17 protein-coding genes are annotated in these 19903 nt (G+C 39.3%); 11 read left to right on the plus strand and 6 right to left on the minus strand.

Going from position 1 to position 19903, the window contains the following annotated elements; all coding sequences use genetic code 11:
* Positions 1 to 145: 145 nt before the first annotated feature.
* The 5 genes from MSHOH_RS12440 (at position 146) to MSHOH_RS12460 (ending at position 5765) form a co-directional block, all read left to right on the plus strand.
* Positions 146 to 874: an ABC transporter ATP-binding protein gene (locus tag MSHOH_RS12440; RefSeq protein ID WP_048140047.1), complete on the plus strand. Its 729-nt coding sequence runs from the start codon at positions 146 to 148 to the stop codon at positions 872 to 874.
* A gap of 209 nt (positions 875 to 1083) precedes the next feature.
* On the plus strand, positions 1084 to 2385 hold the full coding sequence (locus MSHOH_RS12445) for a COG1361 S-layer family protein (RefSeq protein WP_239450953.1): 1302 nt from the start codon (positions 1084 to 1086) through the stop codon (positions 2383 to 2385).
* Between the two features lie 24 nt (positions 2386 to 2409).
* A complete protein-coding gene (locus MSHOH_RS12450) occupies positions 2410 to 3759 on the plus strand; it encodes an ABC transporter permease (RefSeq protein ID WP_048140051.1) in 1350 nt (449 codons plus the stop codon).
* Between the two features lie 128 nt (positions 3760 to 3887).
* On the plus strand, positions 3888 to 4376 hold the full coding sequence (locus tag MSHOH_RS12455) for a phosphate-starvation-inducible PsiE family protein (protein ID WP_048140053.1): 489 nt from the start codon (positions 3888 to 3890) through the stop codon (positions 4374 to 4376).
* A 633-nt stretch (positions 4377 to 5009) separates the two neighbouring features.
* Positions 5010 to 5765 carry an endonuclease III domain-containing protein gene (locus MSHOH_RS12460; RefSeq protein ID WP_048140055.1) on the plus strand — a complete coding sequence of 252 codons (756 nt, stop codon included), beginning with the start codon at positions 5010 to 5012 and terminating at the stop codon, positions 5763 to 5765.
* Positions 5766 to 6087: 322 nt separating this feature from the next.
* Here the strand turns inward: MSHOH_RS12460 and MSHOH_RS12465 are convergent, their stop codons facing one another.
* Positions 6088 to 6300, minus strand: a complete 213-nt coding sequence (locus MSHOH_RS12465; RefSeq protein WP_048140057.1) for a hypothetical protein — start codon at positions 6298 to 6300, stop codon at positions 6088 to 6090.
* A gap of 514 nt (positions 6301 to 6814) precedes the next feature.
* Between MSHOH_RS12465 and MSHOH_RS12470 the strand changes: the two genes are divergently transcribed.
* A complete protein-coding gene (locus MSHOH_RS12470; RefSeq protein WP_239450954.1) occupies positions 6815 to 8851 on the plus strand; it encodes a histidine kinase dimerization/phosphoacceptor domain -containing protein in 2037 nt (678 codons plus the stop codon).
* Positions 8852 to 9715: 864 nt separating this feature from the next.
* On the opposite strand, the gene MSHOH_RS12480 is transcribed toward MSHOH_RS12470, so the two are convergent.
* Complete coding sequence (locus MSHOH_RS12480) at positions 9716 to 10327, minus strand: uracil-DNA glycosylase family protein (RefSeq protein ID WP_239450955.1); 612 nt, start codon at positions 10325 to 10327, stop codon at positions 9716 to 9718.
* Positions 10328 to 11170: 843 nt separating this feature from the next.
* Positions 11171 to 11521 (minus strand): DUF2173 family protein, encoded by a 351-nt coding sequence (locus MSHOH_RS12485; RefSeq protein WP_048140060.1) that lies wholly within the window; start codon positions 11519 to 11521, stop codon positions 11171 to 11173.
* A gap of 463 nt (positions 11522 to 11984) precedes the next feature.
* Between MSHOH_RS12485 and MSHOH_RS12490 the strand changes: the two genes are divergently transcribed.
* The 5 genes from MSHOH_RS12490 to MSHOH_RS12510 all read left to right on the plus strand — a co-directional run bounded on the left by MSHOH_RS12490 (position 11985) and on the right by MSHOH_RS12510 (position 16412).
* Positions 11985 to 12170, plus strand: coding sequence for a hypothetical protein (locus MSHOH_RS12490; RefSeq protein ID WP_239450956.1), 186 nt, complete (start codon positions 11985 to 11987; stop codon positions 12168 to 12170).
* A 394-nt stretch (positions 12171 to 12564) separates the two neighbouring features.
* A complete protein-coding gene (locus MSHOH_RS12495; protein WP_048140062.1) occupies positions 12565 to 13032 on the plus strand; it encodes a DUF3795 domain-containing protein in 468 nt (155 codons plus the stop codon).
* 134 nt (positions 13033 to 13166) lie between these two features.
* A complete protein-coding gene (locus MSHOH_RS12500; protein ID WP_048140064.1) occupies positions 13167 to 14213 on the plus strand; it encodes a Rossmann-fold NAD(P)-binding domain-containing protein in 1047 nt (348 codons plus the stop codon).
* Between the two features lie 121 nt (positions 14214 to 14334).
* On the plus strand, positions 14335 to 15018 hold the full coding sequence (locus MSHOH_RS12505) for a DUF72 domain-containing protein (protein WP_048140066.1): 684 nt from the start codon (positions 14335 to 14337) through the stop codon (positions 15016 to 15018).
* 296 nt (positions 15019 to 15314) lie between these two features.
* A complete protein-coding gene (locus MSHOH_RS12510) occupies positions 15315 to 16412 on the plus strand; it encodes a hypothetical protein (RefSeq protein ID WP_048140067.1) in 1098 nt (365 codons plus the stop codon).
* A 506-nt stretch (positions 16413 to 16918) separates the two neighbouring features.
* Here MSHOH_RS12510 and MSHOH_RS22210 read toward each other — a convergent pair.
* From MSHOH_RS22210 to MSHOH_RS12520, 3 genes are read right to left on the minus strand one after another with little or no spacing between them, the layout of a single operon-like run.
* Entirely contained in the window at positions 16919 to 17194 is a 276-nt protein-coding gene (locus MSHOH_RS22210) for a response regulator transcription factor (protein WP_052730853.1), read from the minus strand.
* On the minus strand, positions 17191 to 18954 hold the full coding sequence (locus tag MSHOH_RS12515; RefSeq protein WP_082089344.1) for a PAS domain-containing sensor histidine kinase: 1764 nt from the start codon (positions 18952 to 18954) through the stop codon (positions 17191 to 17193). The genes MSHOH_RS22210 and MSHOH_RS12515 overlap by 4 nt, the downstream gene beginning before the upstream one ends.
* A 39-nt stretch (positions 18955 to 18993) precedes the next feature.
* Entirely contained in the window at positions 18994 to 19371 is a 378-nt protein-coding gene (locus MSHOH_RS12520; protein WP_048140069.1) for a response regulator, read from the minus strand.
* Positions 19372 to 19903: the final 532 nt, after the last annotated feature.

Here is a 19903-nt window from a genome sequence, read left to right on the forward strand (position 1 = left end):
TACAGGAACATTGTTACTTTAACTGCTCCAAACTTACTTTGTTCTTTTTAATTTCTTTTAAAGAGGACATAACTTTAAAAACAAAAATAAATAAACTTTTTAAACAACAGGTTATATTTACTAATCAAGTCTTTCAGGAGAAAACATGGAAAATACATTGATTGCCTTTCAAAATGTCTGGAAAACCTATCAGATGGGCGAAGTTCAGGTCAATGCTTTGAAGAATGTGAGCGTGAAACTTGGAAGAGGAGAATTTGCCGCAATAATCGGGCCTTCAGGGAGTGGAAAGTCTACGATGATGAACCTTGTAGGCTGTCTTGACATCCCTTCACAGGGCAAAATATTTCTGAAAGGAAAGGACATAGCACGGCTTCAGGAATCGGATCTTGCAGCCCTTAGAGGCAGGACAATCGGGTTCGTTTTTCAGCAATATAATCTGATTCCGGGGATGACAGCTCTTGAAAACGTTCTCTTGCCCCTTGAAATCCAGGAAACTGATGATAGGACTGCGGAGAAAAGGGCAAAAGAATTGCTTGACATTGTAGGGCTTTCTGACAAGCTGCAGAATAAACCTTCCCAGCTCTCGGGAGGACAGCAGCAAAGAGTTTCGATTGCTAGAGCCCTTGCGTGCGACCCTGAAATAATCCTTGCTGATGAGCCGACAGGAGCGCTTGACAGCATCACCGGAAAGGAGGTTATTTCAATCCTTTACAGGCTCTGGAAAGAGAAAGGCAAAACAGTAGTTATGGTCACCCATGATATGAATCTTGCAGGATATGCCAGCAGGCACATTCAGCTCAAGGACGGAGAAATGATAAGGGACGGACCGAATGAAGAACAGATCAGTCCTGAAATGTGTCTGGAAGATAGATGAATTTCAGAGAAAATTTCATGAAAAATTGAAATCAGTAGAGAAAAATAAATAATTTCATTTTAGTTTTCAAAAAAGTTTCTGAGAAATAAGTGTCTGGATAAAATTTTCAAAAAGAAAAGTGGCAAATTCAGGAATTTATAATTGAGGTATCCGAAATGGCTTTTAAGCAATTTGTTATTTTTATTTGCATTATTCTTCTATATCTGTTTTTGAGCAGTGGAAATGCCTTTGCTGCAACAACTCTTGATACAAACAGGAGTCTCGATAAAGGGATCAATGTTAACCTGCTCAACCAGGACCCTGACCCTGTGAAGCCCGGAGATGTGCTTGAAGTAAGAATTTCAATCGAGAACACAGGCTATAGTGATATAGAAAACTGTTATCTGGAAATCAAGCCAGAATATCCTTTCAGGGCTCTTTCGGGAGAAAAACTTACAGAGAATATAGGCACTCTGGGAAAACGCTCCGAAGATGATCGCAGAAGAATAGTGAAATTTAAACTCGGGATTGAAAATGATGTCAATGAAGGTAAATATCCCCTCAAAGTATACCTTTACTCAACAGATAACAAAAATAAGATCTCCCTTACCAGGGAACTCACAATAGATATTGACAGCGAATCAAATGCTGAAATAGAGTATATCAATGTCGAAAAACTGATACCCGGAGAGAAAACCAAACTTACTTTTGGAATAAAGAATGTAGGGAATTCTCCTCTCAAAAACTCAATGTTTTCCTGGGAATGTACAAATGATCTGATCCTGCCTGTAGGCTCCAGCAATGTCAAGCACATTAACCTTATTGATGTAGGAGAAACTGCCAATGTTAGTTTTGACGTTCTGACCAACGTGAATACAAAGCCTGGTCTTTACAAGCTGGATATGGTTCTCACCTATGACGATATCGAGGAACTCCAGACAATTACAGAAGGAGGCACTATAGAAAACCAGAAACGAAAGACAATCGAAAGCAAAGCAGGAATTTACATAGGAGGCACTACGGATTTCGATATCTCATTTATGGAAAAGAGTCCTGAAGGAGCTTACACGTTTTCGGTTTCCAATATAGGAAACAACGGTGCGAATTCAGTCAAAATTTCCGTCCCTCTGCAGGAAAACTGGACAATCACGGACGGAGGCAGCAATTCCGTAATTCTCGGGAACCTGCAAAAAGGGGATTATACGATTGCGGATTTCAACCTGAAACCGAAAACTCTTGGCCAGGAACTTCCAATAAAATTCGAAATAAGTTATACTTCCAGTGATGGAATGAGGCAGGTTGAAGAAAATGTACTCTCTCTTTATGCTTCTTCTACCCTACCGGTAAGTTCCAAAATGTCAGAAGAAAGCAGTGGATCAAGCTTATTCTCGTATAAACTTATAGTTCTGATCCTGCTCGGTGCTGCAGGCATTTTCATTTATAGAATCCGCCAGAAGAAAATTAAAGAAAAGAACGCTGAAGGAAACCTGACCGATGAAAACCAGATGGAAGAAGAGAAGATAGGCGAATAAATTTGAGCCCGGGTCTGTGGTTTCATGAAGCTGGCAAAGATATTGAAAATCGCCCTGAATATGGTCAAAGCCAATAAACTGAGGAGCTGGCTGACTATTATAGGGGTTATTATAGGTATTGCCTCGGTAATGGCAATCGTTACGACCGGGGAATATTTCCAGGAACAGGTGACTGAAACTCTGGAAGGGCTGGGAGGTGATACCATTACGATTGTGGCATCAACTCCTTTTGAAATATCATATGAAGAAGATGTGGAGTATGAAGATACGGGAGAAAGCACAGAGGGCTCGGCAGTAACCACAGAATCCGGAGGAGAATCTGAAAACTATACTTCTGACCCTTTAGAAGTTGAAACAGAGGCGGAACTCACAAGGATGGACGTATTTGTCCTGCGGAGCATTCCAGGTGTAGAATATGTAAATGTTAATGTTGAAGACGGGGCGGAATTGAAACTCGGAAGCGAGTCAACTTTTGTATGGGTTAAAGGTGTGGATCCGAATGTCTGGCCTGAGATCACAAAAAAGAAAGTAGGGGAAGGCAGAATGTTGACGCCCGGAGATAGGGCAGTTGTGGTCATTTCAAACGAACTCGCAAAAAACACTTTCGAGAAGGAAATCCGACTCAACCAGATGATTCTCCTCAATGGCAAGTCTTATCGGGTAATTGGGATACTGGCAAAGGACGGAGGGCTTCTAGGCGGGCTGGGAGGGCTTTTCGGAAGCAGCGTTTATATGCCATACCAAGAGGTATACTCTCTTCGGAACAATAATGATGAAGATGCTTCTGAAAGAGAACGGGATGTGTATAATAACATCGAATTAACTCTACATAAGGATGCAGACTATGATGCAACTCTTCATGAAATCGAGCGGAAATTGAGACTCTCGAGGAGGGTTACTGAAGATACTCAGGACTTTTATGTTAACTCCCCAAAAGAGGCAATTGAAAGTACGCGAAAACTGATTAACGGTCTTACAGCATTCCTCGCATTCATTGCAGGCATCTCTCTTCTTGTAGGCTCAACAGGGATCGCTAACACAATGTTTACCTCCGTGCTTGAGAAGACGAAGGAAATAGGGATTATGAAAGCCATAGGAGCAAAGAACAGCGATATCATGCTTATATTTCTCTGTAATGCCGCAATGATCAGCCTTGTAGGCGGAATAATAGGCATCCTTCTTGGCACAGCCGCAGTACAGCTGATTCTACTCCTGATTTCAATGAAAATGAACATTCCTTTTGAGTTTGCCCTCAGCCTGAAAGGCACCCTTATTGCAACTATGGTCTCCATAGTCGTGGGGCTGATTGCAGGCCTTGTGCCGGCAAAGAATGCATCCGAACTGAAACCGGTAGACGCCCTGAGGTACGAATGAGATTTAAGAGTGCAGTATCAGGTAGAAATAAAGAAATATATATTATTAGTCCATCTATATATAATAATATCAAAAACTCTATATAATCTAAAAAAGGTGTAGATAACGTTTTATATGGAGGGAAAAAAATGGATAGTATAAAATTATTTAAGCAGGTTACGGATGCAATTACTACAGTCATCCTTTACATACTCCTGCTCGCGTTAATTGTGGGGATGGCAAAAACCTTACTGGAGATTCGTTTCATCATTTTTGAGTCCCTTGAGAGCGGATTCAATAACATGGTAACGAGTGTGCTGACAGTTTTCATCGTTATTGACCTTTTCAAAGCTTTTGTTGACTACCACGAACACGACAGGATCAAGCTTACGGATATAACGGACGCCACAATTTTAATAGTCCTGCGTGAAATCGCTGTGGGCCTTTATTCCCAGAAGTTCGGGTATGAATTTATCCTGAGCCTTGCCGCACTGCTGCTCGTACTGGGCATAATGAGAGTGCTTGCTGTCAGATATTCACCTGCAGCAAAATCCCAGAGTCCAGCTCCTTTGAAGGAAGAAGGACAAACTTCGAAAACCGGCCTTACAACTCTGCTTGATCCGGTGCAAACGACCTGAAAGCAATTTAACCCTTGCCTGAAGGCAATATGTATTGCCTGAATTAATCTATTACGTGGAAATCTCTCAATAGTTTCTCACCTGCCCCTAAACAGCAGGATGAGAAACGTTACCTTTTTTCTTATTTGAAGAATCAGAAATTTAACTTTAAGGCGGGAAGTCCCCTTCCTCGGAGCGAAGCGACAGGTGGGGGATGAAAGCCGTCAACTTCCTCACGTTCTCTTGTTATTGATTCTGCTAACTTACTTGTATTATTAAGGCCATTATATAGTGCTGTATTGTCACCACAAGCTGAAGCGAGAACCAAGCAAGGCGGTTGGAAACAGGATATGGCAACTCCTGAAGGGATCGGGAGATAACGCCACTGAAAGGTGGAAGCTGTAAAGCATCTCAAGTATATCACGCTCATAGATTCCAATTCAAATTCCATCACCTGCGGAACGCGGGGAAGAGCCTGTATGACTTGTCGCCATTAGGCGGAGGGGTGACTCAGGAAGCTCCTCCCTCAAAACTCTGAGCTTCGCGAAGAGTTTAGGGAGGGGTAGTTCACGATGAGATAACTTTAGGCAAATTGACGAAAGATCTTCCGAAACAGAAGAGTTTTAAACGAGTTCCTGTACATAGACCTGCTCAATGAGAAAAATTATTCATGACTTGAGTTCAGGAACTTCACAAACTGTTAATGAACCGGTTATCCGAACCATATATAATTTTCTCCTTAATTCATACGGTTCTCAGGGCTGGTGGCCTTTAATCGAACTCCACGAAAGTGGTGGAACAAATCCTACAAAAACAGGCTCTGTCCAGGGATATCATCCCGGAGACTATACATATCCGCATACAGATAGTCAGCAATTTGAGATTATATGCGGAGCCATGCTTACGCAGAACACGAGCTGGCAGCAGGTTGAAAGAGCCCTGATAAACCTGAAAAAGATAGACTCTCTTTCTCCGGGAGGAATTCTCGACCTTGGTCCTGAAACCTTAAGAGAAGCTATAAGACCTGCAGGTTATTATAACCAGAAAGCCGTACGCCTCAAAACCCTTGCTGAATGGTTTCTGGAATTAAAAAGCAGAACGCCTGAAAGAGAAGAACTGCTCTCATTAAAAGGTGTGGGTCCTGAAACTGCAGATTCTATTCTGCTGTATGCCTTTAAACAGCCTTCATTCGTAGTTGACGCATATACCAGAAGGATCATAAGCAACCTTGGCCTGGCTGATGAGAAAACAAAATATTCTGAAATCAAGGCATTGTTTGAAGAGAATTTGCCGGAAGACATGATTGTATATCAGGAATATCATGCCCTTCTTGTAGAACATGCAAAGAGATATTATCAAAAGAAGATTAACTATTCCCGATGTCCGCTTTTAAAGATAGTCTTAGCCTGATGTCATCGAAAACTAAGAATTTTATGATCTGAAAATTGCTATGATTGAAAATTGTGACTCTATAGCCTGAAAATTCTTATCAATTAAAATTCTTGTCAATTAAAAGATTTTAAAGGGAATAAGAACTGGTTACCTGAGAAACTCCTATTGAAGTTCCCTCTGTATAGTGTTTCTTAATCCGACTTTAATACTGGTTTACGTGATCAGATAACTGTTCAGGCAGTTAAATGCCCTGTTCAATAATCAAATACTTGATCTAATCCAGATTTCATCACGCGTTGATCTATGCTTTCTTGTCTTTTTTCGGATGGGCAGTTTGTTCTTACAGAAGCTTTATTCCGTACCAATCGGAAATTTCTGCATCAAGAACGCCTTCATGGACCATCTTCTCGATCTCATTTTCGACCTGTCCGTAAGTGAACTTATAGTCATATGAGATCGCTGAGATCACATCCGGGCTATGGCAGAACCTGTCTGGAAATGCCTCTTTGAACATTGCCACGTTCTCGATAATTATATTTCTAAGTTTTTCCATTTCTATATCACCTTTTTTTATTTTTGATTTATAGATATCCTTAATTTTAGTTTGTTTCAGTTTGTTTCAGTTTGTTTCCTGTTTCTCTTCGAGTTTCCTGTTTCTCTTCGACATAGTATAGTTTGCATGGCCATTATAAATAGATATCCCAAATAGTAAATATATATCATACATATCTATATATTATGAGTAAAACAATGTTCTTATGTTTTCAATTAACACAGGCTTATATTTTGAATAATATAAATCACTCACGTTGAATATTTACTGAATAAACTTATATAAATTTTATGTTCAGTAGAGAAACCACGGGAAAAGTACCTGGAGGAAACAATTTATTAGAATAAATATAATATAAAAAAACAGGAGTAAAAACAAATAATAGCTGCAAGAACTTTTGCTCTATATACCCTTCTGAAGACGAATATCTTCAGTTAGAGATATTATTTTTGAAGATCATTGAAAATTGCAAGTTTTCTGGTCTGCGGGTTACTTTCGGGGAGAGAATTACTAGATGGAATATTCTACAAAAGAAGAAAAAATGGAGCAACTGACATTTCAGAACCCAAACCCTGTGCTTCGAGCCGGGGCTGATGGAGAGATCACCTATTCAAACCCGGCAGGTGAAACCCTGTTAAATAAATGGGATATTAAAGTCGGAGAAAAACTGCCTCATTCTATAGAAGATCTGATTAGGAGAGTAATTACCAGAAATGACCCTGAAAAAACGGAAATCAGAGTTGGAAAAAAAGTGTATCTACTAGCCTTCTATCCCGTACCTGAAAAAGAGTGTGTAAACATCTATGGGTATAACGTAAGCGGACATAAAAGGCTGGGAGAAAAGCTTCGTATAAAGGAAAAGCAGTATGATGCCCTCCATACAATCGGGAGAATGGCCCTTAAGTGTGAAAGTCTTCAGGCTTTTATGGATGAGAGTGTAAGACTGATTGCAAGAACCATGAATCTTGAGTTCTGCAAAATCCTTGAACTTACACCGGATGGAAATTTCCTCCTCAGAGCAGGGACCGGATGGAAACCTGACTTTGTCGGAAAAATGGAAGTGAAAGGGGGAAAATGGTCTCAGGCCGGGTACACAACTTTTTCGAAAGTGCCTGTAATCGTAAAGGATTTTGCGGAAGAGAGCCGTTTTGAAGCTCCTGAAATCCTGAAAGCACACAATATTACAAGCGGGATTACCGTTATTATAGGGAATGTAGAGAAACCATTCGGAGTACTTGGAGTCCATTCAACGAAGAAAAGGAAATTCACTGCGGATGAGACCTATTTTTTAAACTCTGTTGCCTTTGTAATTGCAGAGGTAATCGAACGCAGGCATGCGGAAGAAGAATTACGCCAGTATAAGGAAAAACTGGAAGAGCTTGTTAAAGAAAGGACTTCCGAACTTACAAAAACAAATGAACAACTATTCAACGAAATCTCTATCCGCAAACAGGTGGAACAGGACCTTCAAAATAGTATATATTTTCTTGAGACGTTCCTTGACACTATACCCTCTCCCGTATTTTATAGAAATCTTGAAGGCGTTTATCAGGGCTGCAATGAGATCTTTGCAAGACATATTCTGGGCCTTTCAAAAGAAGAAGTAATAGGGCACTCTATGTATGATTTTAGAGACCAGTACTCTGAAGAAACACTGAATAAATCCGTATATTACGACAGCATACTCCTGAAGGAAGGCAAAAGCCTGCCTCATGAATTGAAAATAAAGTGCGCAATAGACGGAAAGCTAAGAGATTTCCTTGTCCACAAAGCCATCTACAGCAATATAGCCGGAGAAGTGATCGGAATCGTAGGCATAATGCTTGATATTACGGAACGCAAAAAGGCAGAGAAAGCCCTTTTGAAAACCGAGGAAATCAGGAAAAAAGAAATCCACCACAGGATAAAAAATAATCTTCAGGTAATCTCATCCCTGCTCAGTCTCCAGGCCGATCATTTTAGTGACAGAAGAGTAAAAGAATCTTTCCATGATAGCCAGAACCGCGTGATATCAATGTCCCTGATTCATGAAGAGCTTTACAGGACTGGAGAAACAGGGGATGTGGAAACCTTTGATTTCAAGGCATACATTCAAAAACTGGCGAGTGAACTTTTCCGATCATATGTCGTGGGAAACAAGAATATTCACTTAAAGCTGGATATGGAAAGTGCATTTCTTGGAATGGATACCGGAATTCCTCTGGGTATTATTATCAATGAACTTGTATCCAACTCATTAAAGCATGCCTTTCCCACAGAAAGAGACGGAGAAGTCCAGATCAAGCTCCACAGACTGCACATTGATGAAAACAGGGAGAGCAACAGAGACCAGGACAGATGTGATGTCTCTGAGTTCTTGCTGATCGTCTCTGATAATGGAATAGGCCTTCCTGAGAATATTGATTTCAGGCATACCTCTTCTCTAGGGCTTCAACTCGTGAACATCCTTGTGGATCAGATTGAAGGCAATATCGAGCTTAAAAGAGGAAAAGGGACGGAATTCAGGATAAAATTCAGAGAAAAAACATGCTTTGAGAAGAAAGTTATATGAAAAGGTTTTCGGAATCAAATTGAGCAATGGAAACGTTCACGCAGACCTTATCGGTAACTGGAACCGTAAACTGTAATTTATGGAAATATTGTAATCTGAGGCATTATGCTGAGACATATTTTAACAAACACTATTGCAAAAATCAGTAAGGATATATTGACCGCAGCTTCTACCAACCGTCCCATAAAATAAGATAGAAACTCATAATACATAATATTTTTTATTTGACTGTTATTTAAACTTTTGTATTTATTTCTTTAACTTCTGTATTTATTTCTATATTTTTTTCCCTATGCTTTACTGGTTCTTACCTTCTTTTCTGTTCCCGTTTTTTATTAACACTGGAAGACCATAATTACTAAGCTGATATTATCCCGAAACAGCCAATAACGGAATTTCTTTCAGCTTTCTCTCCTTGCTCTGTACAGATCTGAATCCAGCTTGCCGGATAGATTTTGAGGGAAAAATATCCGCATGGGTCGAGAAGTGTTCTCTGGTTACTGAAAAATCACTTTTTGATTCACTTTGGATAGCGCTTCCTCCAGCCTGTCTGGCGGCCCTTCCCAAAGCGAAGCAAAAGAAAGAGAATAAAGAAGAGATTTGAAAATGATGAACGACTAATTCTTTCGATAGTATTCCCACGGGTTTTTCATGTTACTTTTACTTCTGGTTTGTATATGATCTTCACTTCTAGCTTCTATCTTTTTTGGAAATGGCCGCTCTCCTTCGTCGAGCGTGACAAAAATGGTTTCATACAGTGAATGAGGTTGTACGGGTCAGAATCCACAATCCAAAACTTGGAATCGGTTCTTGTTTTTTTTGAATATTGATTATTTAAGACTGGACAAATCGGAATTCTAATTTTTATTTTCCTATTATTTTCGCAGCTTCTGCAAGGTCTTCGGCAATCATCGTTCTTTTTGATTTCTCAATCAGGTAGTTCTGCCCGGTCTGCACATATGAAGGAAAAACCCTTTTCTCGTTGTAAAAAAACTGCCCCTTTCTGATTTTATACGTCGAACCCGAAGGAGTCGTGTTTTTGCCGGTGAGCCTCTTGCTGATGTAGTTAAAAGCCTTTATCGCAACGTCCCCCATCAGCATATATACCTCAACATCTGGAAACAGGGCAAGTTCCTTCTCAAGCACCAGAGAGCAGTTTTTTACCGTTTGTGCTGAAATTCCATACTGAGTTTTTGAACATTTAACTGCCGTTGTAAGATAGAACCCGAGATCCAGGATTTCCTGTATGCTGTTTACGGAAACTCCGGCATCACTGAACGCTTGCAGAGTGGTTTTCAGGTAAAATGGGTCTCCAGATGCATAAAAATAATCATGAGGATTCTCAGGAGAGGCTTCGGAAATCATAATTACTTTGACTTTTCCAGGATCAATTTCTACAGCAGGCACAAGATATCCACTGTTATTAATATCAGAACAGGGAAAGTTTTTACATTCAATACATTCAGCAGGCTTCATTTCAGATTCACCTCTTATCAGCTCACCGCCAGTCAGGAGCAAGCTTTGTTTTCCGGCGGATTATAAGGTTATGTTTAGCCTATCTTTTCAGGTAATTTCTACATGGAGCTATGGAGCAATGTAGGATATCAGGATTGTCCTGAATTTTCGAATTTTATATGTTCCTGTAGCACATAACATAAACGAAATTAATTTTTGAGGAGCGGTTAATTTAATCGGGTAGTCAAAGTCTTTTAAAAGTCCACTCAAAAACCCTGAATACACCGTTCGCAGTAAGCTGATGGTACTACAGGATTTTGAAGGTTGAAAATAACATACCAGCAGTATATTTAAAAGAGAAAACAGAAAAATAAACAGAGAAAACAGAAAAGCCAGGTTGAATGGGATTATAAACGGAATCAGAATTAAGATAGAAATAGAATCAGAATTAAGATAGAAATAGAATCAGAATTAAGATAGAAATAGAATCAGAATTAAGATAGAAATAGAATAGTAAAAGGGTTTTTGTGACCCATAAGGCCTGATCCACAATTTAATGTAGTTCTTTACTCAGTTAAGTTATGCTTATTTAAGTTATGCTCATTAAGTCATTACTCAGTTAAGTTACTACTTAGTCAAGTCATTACCTATTTAAGTTACATACTTTCTTCGTACGTCTTCTTCATAGATCTGGGACTGACCTTATGGATCAATTATAGTTATGATGCTAAAGGTATAAAAAAATAACGATAAAGAATTCTTCTTTTGGCAAGTAATAGTTCCGATAAACAGATCTGAGCTAAAAATGATGGCTAACCATGCCTGGATAGCCAGATTAATTTTAGAGGTATTAACAAGAGAGTATTAACACATTCCCAGAGCTTTAAGAAGCTTCTCTATATCTGCTTTGGAGCTCTCGACAAAGACTCCTCTTGTTCCCGAGATCATAACTGTCCAGTCACCGCCGCTGTACATCCAGTTATTCTGGGGCACCCACTTCATCCCATAGAGCTTTGTGTAAGCACTTGCCAGAGCATCAAACATCATATTCACAGCTCCGCAGAACTTAGCTGTCATCTGTGCCATTTCCTCAGGCATTCCGTCCCTGGCTTTATATTCCACAAGCTTTCCGTCGGGACTGAAAATCCCGGCTGCCATTACCCCTTCAAACTTCAGAAGCTCATCTAATGAAAGATTGCACTCTTTTCCGTTCATACATTTCTCCCCAACTAAATTCAGTATACTTTATGAGTTTTCGTTAAATCTTTAAATTTAACGTGTCTCACGTTTTTATTCTTTAAAGCATTACATTTCGGAGAAGCAATAGTTCCTTCAGACTTTATTTTTGCATAAAGGGACAAAAAAAGATTGACACAATATTATATAAATATATCAAATTAAAAAAAGAAAGTAGAAAACTCAAAAATCAATATTTTCTTTCAGTAGCAAAGAAGAATTTTAAGTTTATCACTTGAAGCTGGAAAAGGCTCAAAAGAATAAAGTAAGCTACAGGAAAGGTTTTTAATTTACAATATAAACTAAACCTCATGAAAAAGTAGCCTCTAAATCTAAAAATTCCAGAAAATGTAGCGCAGGGAGAAATAATTATGGAGAAAATAAAGCCGACAAAAAAAAGGGAGATGAAATCGAACCGGGAAGTTTGATAGGATATGTAGGAATGGTCCTGAATTCCGAGAAAATAGATAATTCCTGTCCGCTTTATATCCAGAAGCTGAAGAATAAAAACCCCAGTATGCCCCATTTTGAAATATGGGAGAATGAACCCATTTCCGTTCACAGAAACTATCTCGGAGGCAACTGGTTTGCCGAAGAAAAACCCGAAAAAAAAGAAAATTTACCCTAAAAAGCTGGAAGTTAATAGGAGATCATAGGAGGACAGATAAAATTTTGTTAAACCTTTAATAAATATATTTATACGGTTTACCTATATGTTTTTGGAATCTTTTCAGTTGTAAAGTGTATGCGTTTTAAAGAGTGATATAGAATATAAATATAGGAACATATTAAAATAATATTCTATCTATCGAATATGATATTAAATAGTCAATAAAATAGATAAGTAAGATACAGATGTACCTGGAAACAAATAGAGTAATAGATTGAATATATATTAAGATTTATATTCTAGAATATAAATATGATTCTCGTGTTGTAATGAAAATTCAATCTCGTGCTGACAGATCTATTTGCGTTCTTGCGTAAAAGATTCTATATAAAAGAAAGTCAGATTTTTCTTTATGCAGGAAGAAAATGAAAAAGATCTTACAGCTTATTGCGGGCTTTACTGTGCCGACTGTATCCATTTTCGTAATAAACACAGTGAACTTGCAGGTCAATTGAAAGAGTCACTTGAGGACGCAGATTTTCAAAGCTATGCGAATGTAAAAAGTCCTTTTGGTTCGGAGTTCCAGCACTATGATTCTTTCCTTATCGTGCTTGAAGCCCTTATGAACCACTCCTGCTCTGAAGGCTGCAGGAACTCAGGAGGGTACAGTACAGAACCCTGTCAGATAATTCCGTGCTGCAGGGAAAAAGGCTACGAGGGATGCTGGGAATGCGGGATTTTTGAAACATGTGAGAAATTCGAATCTTTAAAACCCCGCTGTGGAGCTTCGGTAATGCATAACCTGAGAGAAATCAGAGAAAATGGTTTTAAAGGCTGGAGCAAGCTCAGAAAACCAATTTATAACTGGCAGCAGGCATAACCGGAGAAATGTTAGAAGAAAAAATTCATACCGAATATGCCAGCAGGTAATTATCATAGATGACAATTTTCCTGCGCAAAACAGGTGATCTTTGACCTGAGCTTAATACAAAAAAGTATCTCTATGGTGTTCCTATGACAATTCCAAAAGGTGAAGTATCCAAAATAGATGAAAAAATCGAAGCATTCCAGAGCCTGCCAGTAATCAAAGGCTATTACCTCATTCTGGGTGGCGGAAAAATAGGCACTTATTTTCTTCAATATGCCCGAAAGAATGATTTTCCTTTCGTGCTTGTTATTGACAGGAACGAAAATGCGCCTGCTTCGGAAAAGGCCCAGGTTCTTAATACTGTAAACGAGCTTATAAATATCCTCAGGGAAAAAGCAGAAACTTCCCTAAAAGAAGAGACTCCCACACAACTTCTTCAGGCAGGAGGGAAGAGTAAAGAAGAAAATAAGGGACAGGAAACTAAGGAATCAAAAGCCTATTTCTACAGGATGGATATGCACAGCATTCCTTTTCTCCTCAGCTCCGGTATCCCTGAATATATCATCCCTGCCGTCCCCTGCCATGCGGCTGCGTATATGCTTGCAGATCTCCTGAAATTTCCAATGCAGGAGGCAGGGATAGAGGAAAAGTATGAAGAAAGCTATCTTGCAACAGCCAGCCCTGAAATAGATAATCCTGAAAAAAGCAGTTCAGGAGAGATCAAACCTGTAAATGAACTTTTAGTCAGACCTGAAGATTCAGAACTCATAGGGTTTTTTAAAACAATTTTATCGGTGTTTCCCGAAGATGTAATCGCAGGCAGTTACCCCGAGGACGGGATGCTGTTTTTTTCCTATGCAAGGGAAGGAGAAATATGTCTGGACGGATGCCCGGGACCAAGAGACAGGTGTCCAACCTTCGGGCGGAAAAAGCCGAAAACCATTACCGAATACACAGGGGAACTTGTCCATACCATTTCGGGCTGGGTCTTTGAGAGCCATCAGATGAAGCCTGGGATAGGTGGATTAAAGGGTGTAGAGTTCAAACAGAACATTCTGGAGATTATGGAGTTTGTAAGTAAGATTCAGGGAGATGAAAGGGAAAAAAAGCCTGAAAAAATCAAGGAGAGGGCTTTTTTTGTAGCTACTACTTGCACATGCCATGGAGTTTTGAACCTGTTTTATGTAACCTGAGTTTACTCCATAAATCAGTTTCTCATAAGCCGAATTCTTGATAGATCAGACTCAAATAGATCAGACTCAAATAAACCAAAAATACATCTGTCAGCAGCCCAGATACCTTTAGGGGAATTATATGGAAGCTTTTGTGGGTACAAGCGGCTGGTACTATGAGTGGAATAAAAAGAAAAGCCTTGACTGGTTCGTAGAAAACTCAGGTCTGAACTCTGTAGAGCTCAATGCAAGCTTTTACAGGTTTCCTTTTCCCAGCAACATAAAAAGCTGGAGCACGAAAGGTATGGGGCTCAGGTGGAGTGTAAAAGTCCACAGGTCTATAACCCACTGGCGCCAGTTCAGTGAGAGTGCACTTGATATCTGGGAGAACTTTCGGGGACTATTCGAACCTTTAGATCATCTTATTGATTTCTACCTTTTCCAGGCGCCGCCGAAGTTCAGTGAAGTTGAACGAGTCCTCGGGTTTGCGGAAGAAACAGGGCTTGGAGAAAGGTTTGCTCTGGAAATAAGGAACAAGGAGCTGCTTGGAAATGATGATATTTGTGCCGGGCTTCTGAAGAAGGTTACCCTGGTATCTGTAGACTCTCCTGATTTCATTAACCGCATATTCCCCGGAAAAATTGTTTATATGAGAATGCACGGAAGAGAAAGCTGGTACAGCTACAATTATTCTCAGGAAGAAATCGAAGAAACGGTCAGGAAAATAGATGAATTCGAGCGTGAAAGGACTTATATCTACTTCAATAATAACCACAACATGCTTGAAAATGCAAGAACGGCGTTAAAAACCTTTTCATATATGTAAACCCTGAAATTTACCTCTGTTTTTAAAAAATACTCTTTTTAAAGCTATGAATTTTGTGGCTTAGATGCTCTTGTTCTAATTTTTTTTGCAGTTCAATAAAAGTTCTGTTCTATTTGTTAACTTGCATTATGAATAAATTATTATATAAAGAAGTATATTTTAAGTTTGATCCGGATATCCCCCATGGTCAAAAGTGTAATGTCTCAAAATAAAAGTTTAATTTTTCTGGCATTGTAACTTGTGACAAAATAGATATTTGCCCGGAACTCCCTATATATAAAAAAGAAGTGAAATATATGTTCTGGAGTAAAGACGATATTGTCGAAAGGCTGAGCAAAATACCCAGAACGCTGGAAGATATCTCAATAGAGGTCTTTGAAGGCGTACCCCCTGCCAGTGACCTGGTATACAAAGCAGGCCTTTCAGAAGAACATTGTGCAGATGCATCCAGCGGCTGCAGAAACCCCCAAGCAAGCATAAGCGTAGAACAGGTGAGTATAGAAAAGGAAATTATGTATCCTTATGTAGATGGCTCCGTCTCTAATGAGTTTGCCGTCCACTCAGCTCAGCACCAGTTTATGCTGCCGTATGAGATCCTCGGCTATAATATCAGGAAAGAATACAGAATCTTTCAGCCAGAGGAGTTGAAAACAAAGTTCCCCGTAGCTTATAAACAGCTAATGGAAACAAAACAAGATTCCGGAGCCGAGAAACAGGAGCTTGATTCTGCTGACTGTTACCGCCTGGAAAACGAAAGCTTCCTGCAGTATATAAAAACTCCTAAAATAATCATTACCAACAACTACCGCCTGCATGCTTCATACGATGTGAGCGGAAAACATGTGTTTGCAGACGGAATAGGAGTTGTTCTCGGAGACCCCACACTCTACCATTATGTCACAGCTGTGCTTAACTCTTCAATAGCAAGGGCTCTTCCTGAAATCTGGAACCGGGAAAAAATGCAGAGGAATAACCATTTGAACTCAAAAATGCTGAAAAGGTTCCCGATTGAGTTTCCTAAAAAACAAATCACTGAGACTCTTATAAGCACAATCTGCAGATACCTGATCTATCTTAACAGGCAAAAACAGACAGCAAAGGAGTACTCTATACCCGGTTACCAGAATCTGATTGATTTCTACAAAAGAATTGCAGATCTTCTGATCCTGGATACTTATCTCACAGATGATCTTGATCCGAAACTTCTTGAGATCCTTGCGGAAAATATCACAGCTTCCGGAGAAGAATTCGAGTACAGTAACGACATAAATCTTTTGATAGGGTTGCAGGCAATAAAGAAAAACATCCTTGACTCTGCTGATTTCCGGAAATGCAGGTTCAACAATGAATTTACCAATATTCTGGCTACCCTGAAGAATAACGGCGTCTGGTAAGAGAAATCCTGATAAAAAGAAATAAGGAATTTGGTTTCAGGGATTTTAGTTTTTTTATTCCTTTTCCTTTTCAGTCAATCTTTTCCGGCCGATTTTTTCAGGGCGATTTTTCCCGGTCAATTATCTTTTTGATCATTTTCCCGGCAATCCTTTTTTTAATTACTTTTTCGTTTAATCCTTTTTCTAGTCACTTTTTCGTTTAATCCTTTTTCTAATCGTTTTTTCGGTTAATTCTCTTATCTAATCATCTTCAGACAATCATCCTTCAGTCTTGGGTGAATGCTCAGGGTAATCTTCCTGAGGAGCTGATAAAACACACGTTTCACGATTCTCTTCTGGCTCAAGGTTCTTAATTAACTCCAGAAACGTTTGCTTGCTCAGGTCCTCTTTTTACACGACAAATGAAACGTTGCTGTTTAACACTTCATTTCCTGCATACTCAGACCTTTTGCAGTGCATACAATTATAGGGTTATCTATGGTTTTAGGGGTTTTTCTTGAGAGTCCTTATAACTTCAAAACCCGAAATATCAGAGGCATGTTCAAGTCCAGAATTATAGCATCTGGAAGTTCTGTTAATGCCCTATCAATTGCCTCCTCTCCTCCATATGTCCTGCTGACAGCATAGCCTTCGCTTTCAATCGGAGAAAATATAAATTCGACCATAGCTTTTTCTTTAGGGAAATCTTTTTCTTCCGGATTTTCTGTCTGATATTCGGCTTCAGGTTCGGTTGTCTCTCCTGTGATAGAATGAGTTTCAAAAGGAGTTTCGGGAACATTCACATATTATTTTCACATGCTTCAGGTACTCTCATTTTTTCCTCGGCTTTTAGGATCTTTACAGGGACTTCAAAAGTAAAGGTAGAGCCTTTTTCCGGTTCGCTCTCAACCCATATTCTGCCTCCATGCATCTCTACGAATTTCTTGGAAAGAACAAGACCAAGACCGGTACCTTCGTATTTGCGGCTAAGGGCAGAATCAATCTGTTTAAAAGGTTTGAAAAGGTTTTTTATCACTTCTTTGGAAATTCCTATGCCTGTGTCGGATACAGCAACCCTGACTCCCTTTTCGGATATTGATCCCAGAACTTCAACAGAGCCGCCTACGGGAGTGAACTTTATTGCGTTGCTTACAAGATTATACATAATCTGCTTGAAACGCGTTCTGTCAGCATAAATAAAAAACCCAGATTCTACATTAAAATTTATTGAGATATTTTTCTTCAGGGCAAGAGGGAAGGTTATATTTTTAGTATCGGTAAAAATGTCTTGAAGGGAGAAATAATCAAGCTGAAGACCCATTTTCCCGGTTTCTATCCTAGAAAGATCCAGAATACTGTTTATGAGCAAAAGAAGATATTTTCCACTATTTGAGATATTTCCAAGAAACTTTTTGTTCAGTTCGTCAAATTCTCCTGTTGACCCTCCAAGCATGAGCTCAGAAAAGCCGATTATAGCAGTCAGAGGAGTGCGCAATTCATGGCTCATGGTCGCAAGGAACTCGTTCATTGTGCGGTTTGCCCCTTCGGCTGCAAGCTTTGCCTGCAGGAGTTCTTCTTCAGCTTGTTTGCGGTCCGAGAGATCGACGAAGCTTTCAACAAAATAACCTGTCCCTTCTATTGAGACAGGCACAACATTTCTGAGGATCGGTAAAGACTCTCCTGTCGCTTTAAAAAGTATACTTTCAGAAAGATCTCCAGCCTGGTCCAGAGGAAAGGCAGAGCATTTCTCTTCCCCGTCCTGGCAGATTAACTGATGGCAGACCATCCCGATAAGCTCCTTATCGGAATAACCTGTGGTTTTCAATGCTACCGGATTTGCATCAATTATTTTTCTGGAAGAGGCTTCGATAAGCAGGATACCGCAAAGTGTATTATCAAGGATGGTTTTGAGTCTTTCTTGACTCTCCTGCTCATACTTTTCTATTTTTTTCCGATAGGTAATGTCCTGGACTACTATCTGAACAATGTTATCTTTTCTGTCAACAAACGACAGGCTGACTTCAATATCAATAATTTCCCCTGTAGGCTTCTGATATCTCATTTCGAAATGAGAAGAATCCTGTTTGAAAGTCTCCTTAAGTGCCTGCTGAAATTCAGGAAGATATTCCGCGGGAACAAAAGACATTAGGGAGATACCAAGCGGACGTTTCTGTCCAAAACCAAAAATTTCGCAGCCTTTTCTATTAATATCCAGGACTTTTTTTCCATCTGAAATAATAACAGCATCACTGTACTGCTCAAAAAGAGCCATGTACATCCTGTCTTTTTCTTTAATATCGTTTTCTGCTTCCCTATAAAATGTGAGGGTATTTTCAAGCTCCATCCATCTCCTGACAGAAAAGATTCCCATTCCAAAAGACGTATATATAGAAAAAATAAGAAGAAGTTCCAAACCTTTGCTGTCATAAGTTTCAACAAATAATACGACAGATTCAAAAAGATCATAGTTAGAAGCTATCAGCGTAAATATAAAACCTGAGACCAGGATAAGTATCAGTTCGTTAGATCTTTTTGTGAACGGCGACTTTGAAATATTTTCCATCCACTCATCCCCTTAAAGAACCACAACCTGTTTAATCCTTCAAAATACCTGATTTCTGTTCATGCATGAATCTAATATTGATTTGAATTTGCCGATGTCAATTGGCTTTGAAATATATCCGCTACACCCTGCTTTTAAGAACCTGTCCTCATCTCCCTGCATGGCATGAGCCGTGAGGGCAATTACAGGCGTTCTCTGAATTTCAGGGATCTTCTTGATCTCTTTCAGGACTTCAAGCCCGTCAAATCCTGGCAACTGTATGTCCAGAAGTATGAGATCAAATCTGTTTTCTTTAGCAATTCTAAGAGCTTCAAACCCATCCCTGGCTTCTTTACTCTCATAGCCAGAAGTAGTGAGAAGGAACCTTATAAGTTCCATAATTACAGGACTATCCTCAACCACGAGTATATTTCCCATTTACATGACCCCTCAATCAGCGTATATAAGAGACTATCAAGAGACTGTCAGGAAATCTGACGAATACAGATGCCTCTGTAAGCTGACTTTTTCCGGACTCTGGAGTGATATCTGCAGTAGAGCTTCTGCAGTTCATGCAAAGGAACGGATATTTCTCAAGATACCAGAGTTAAAAAGCAAAAGTATTCTTGGCAGATCTGTTTAGACAATTGAATAAAGTACATTGTCGTTTTCCCCAAATTTAAAAACTTACCAGATGATAAGTTTGATATCGAATTCGTTTTCCCCAGATACGGCATAATTTAATAAAGTTTAAAAATTAAAGAGTAATTGTATTCCATACATATAAAAATTTTGTCTATTGCCAGGAAAAAGCCGGGTCGGTAGGTAAATAGATCTAGCTTTCTTAAAAAAGGAATAATATTTTCCAAAAAATAGAAGAATACCCGAAGAATGATAAGAGAATAACTGGAGATTGACTGAGAATTAAATAGGAAAAATATCTCAGACTGGACTTCAGGAATAAGGATGA

Source organism: Methanosarcina horonobensis HB-1 = JCM 15518 (assembly GCF_000970285.1).
Taxonomy (GTDB): Archaea; Halobacteriota; Methanosarcinia; order Methanosarcinales; family Methanosarcinaceae; genus Methanosarcina; species Methanosarcina horonobensis.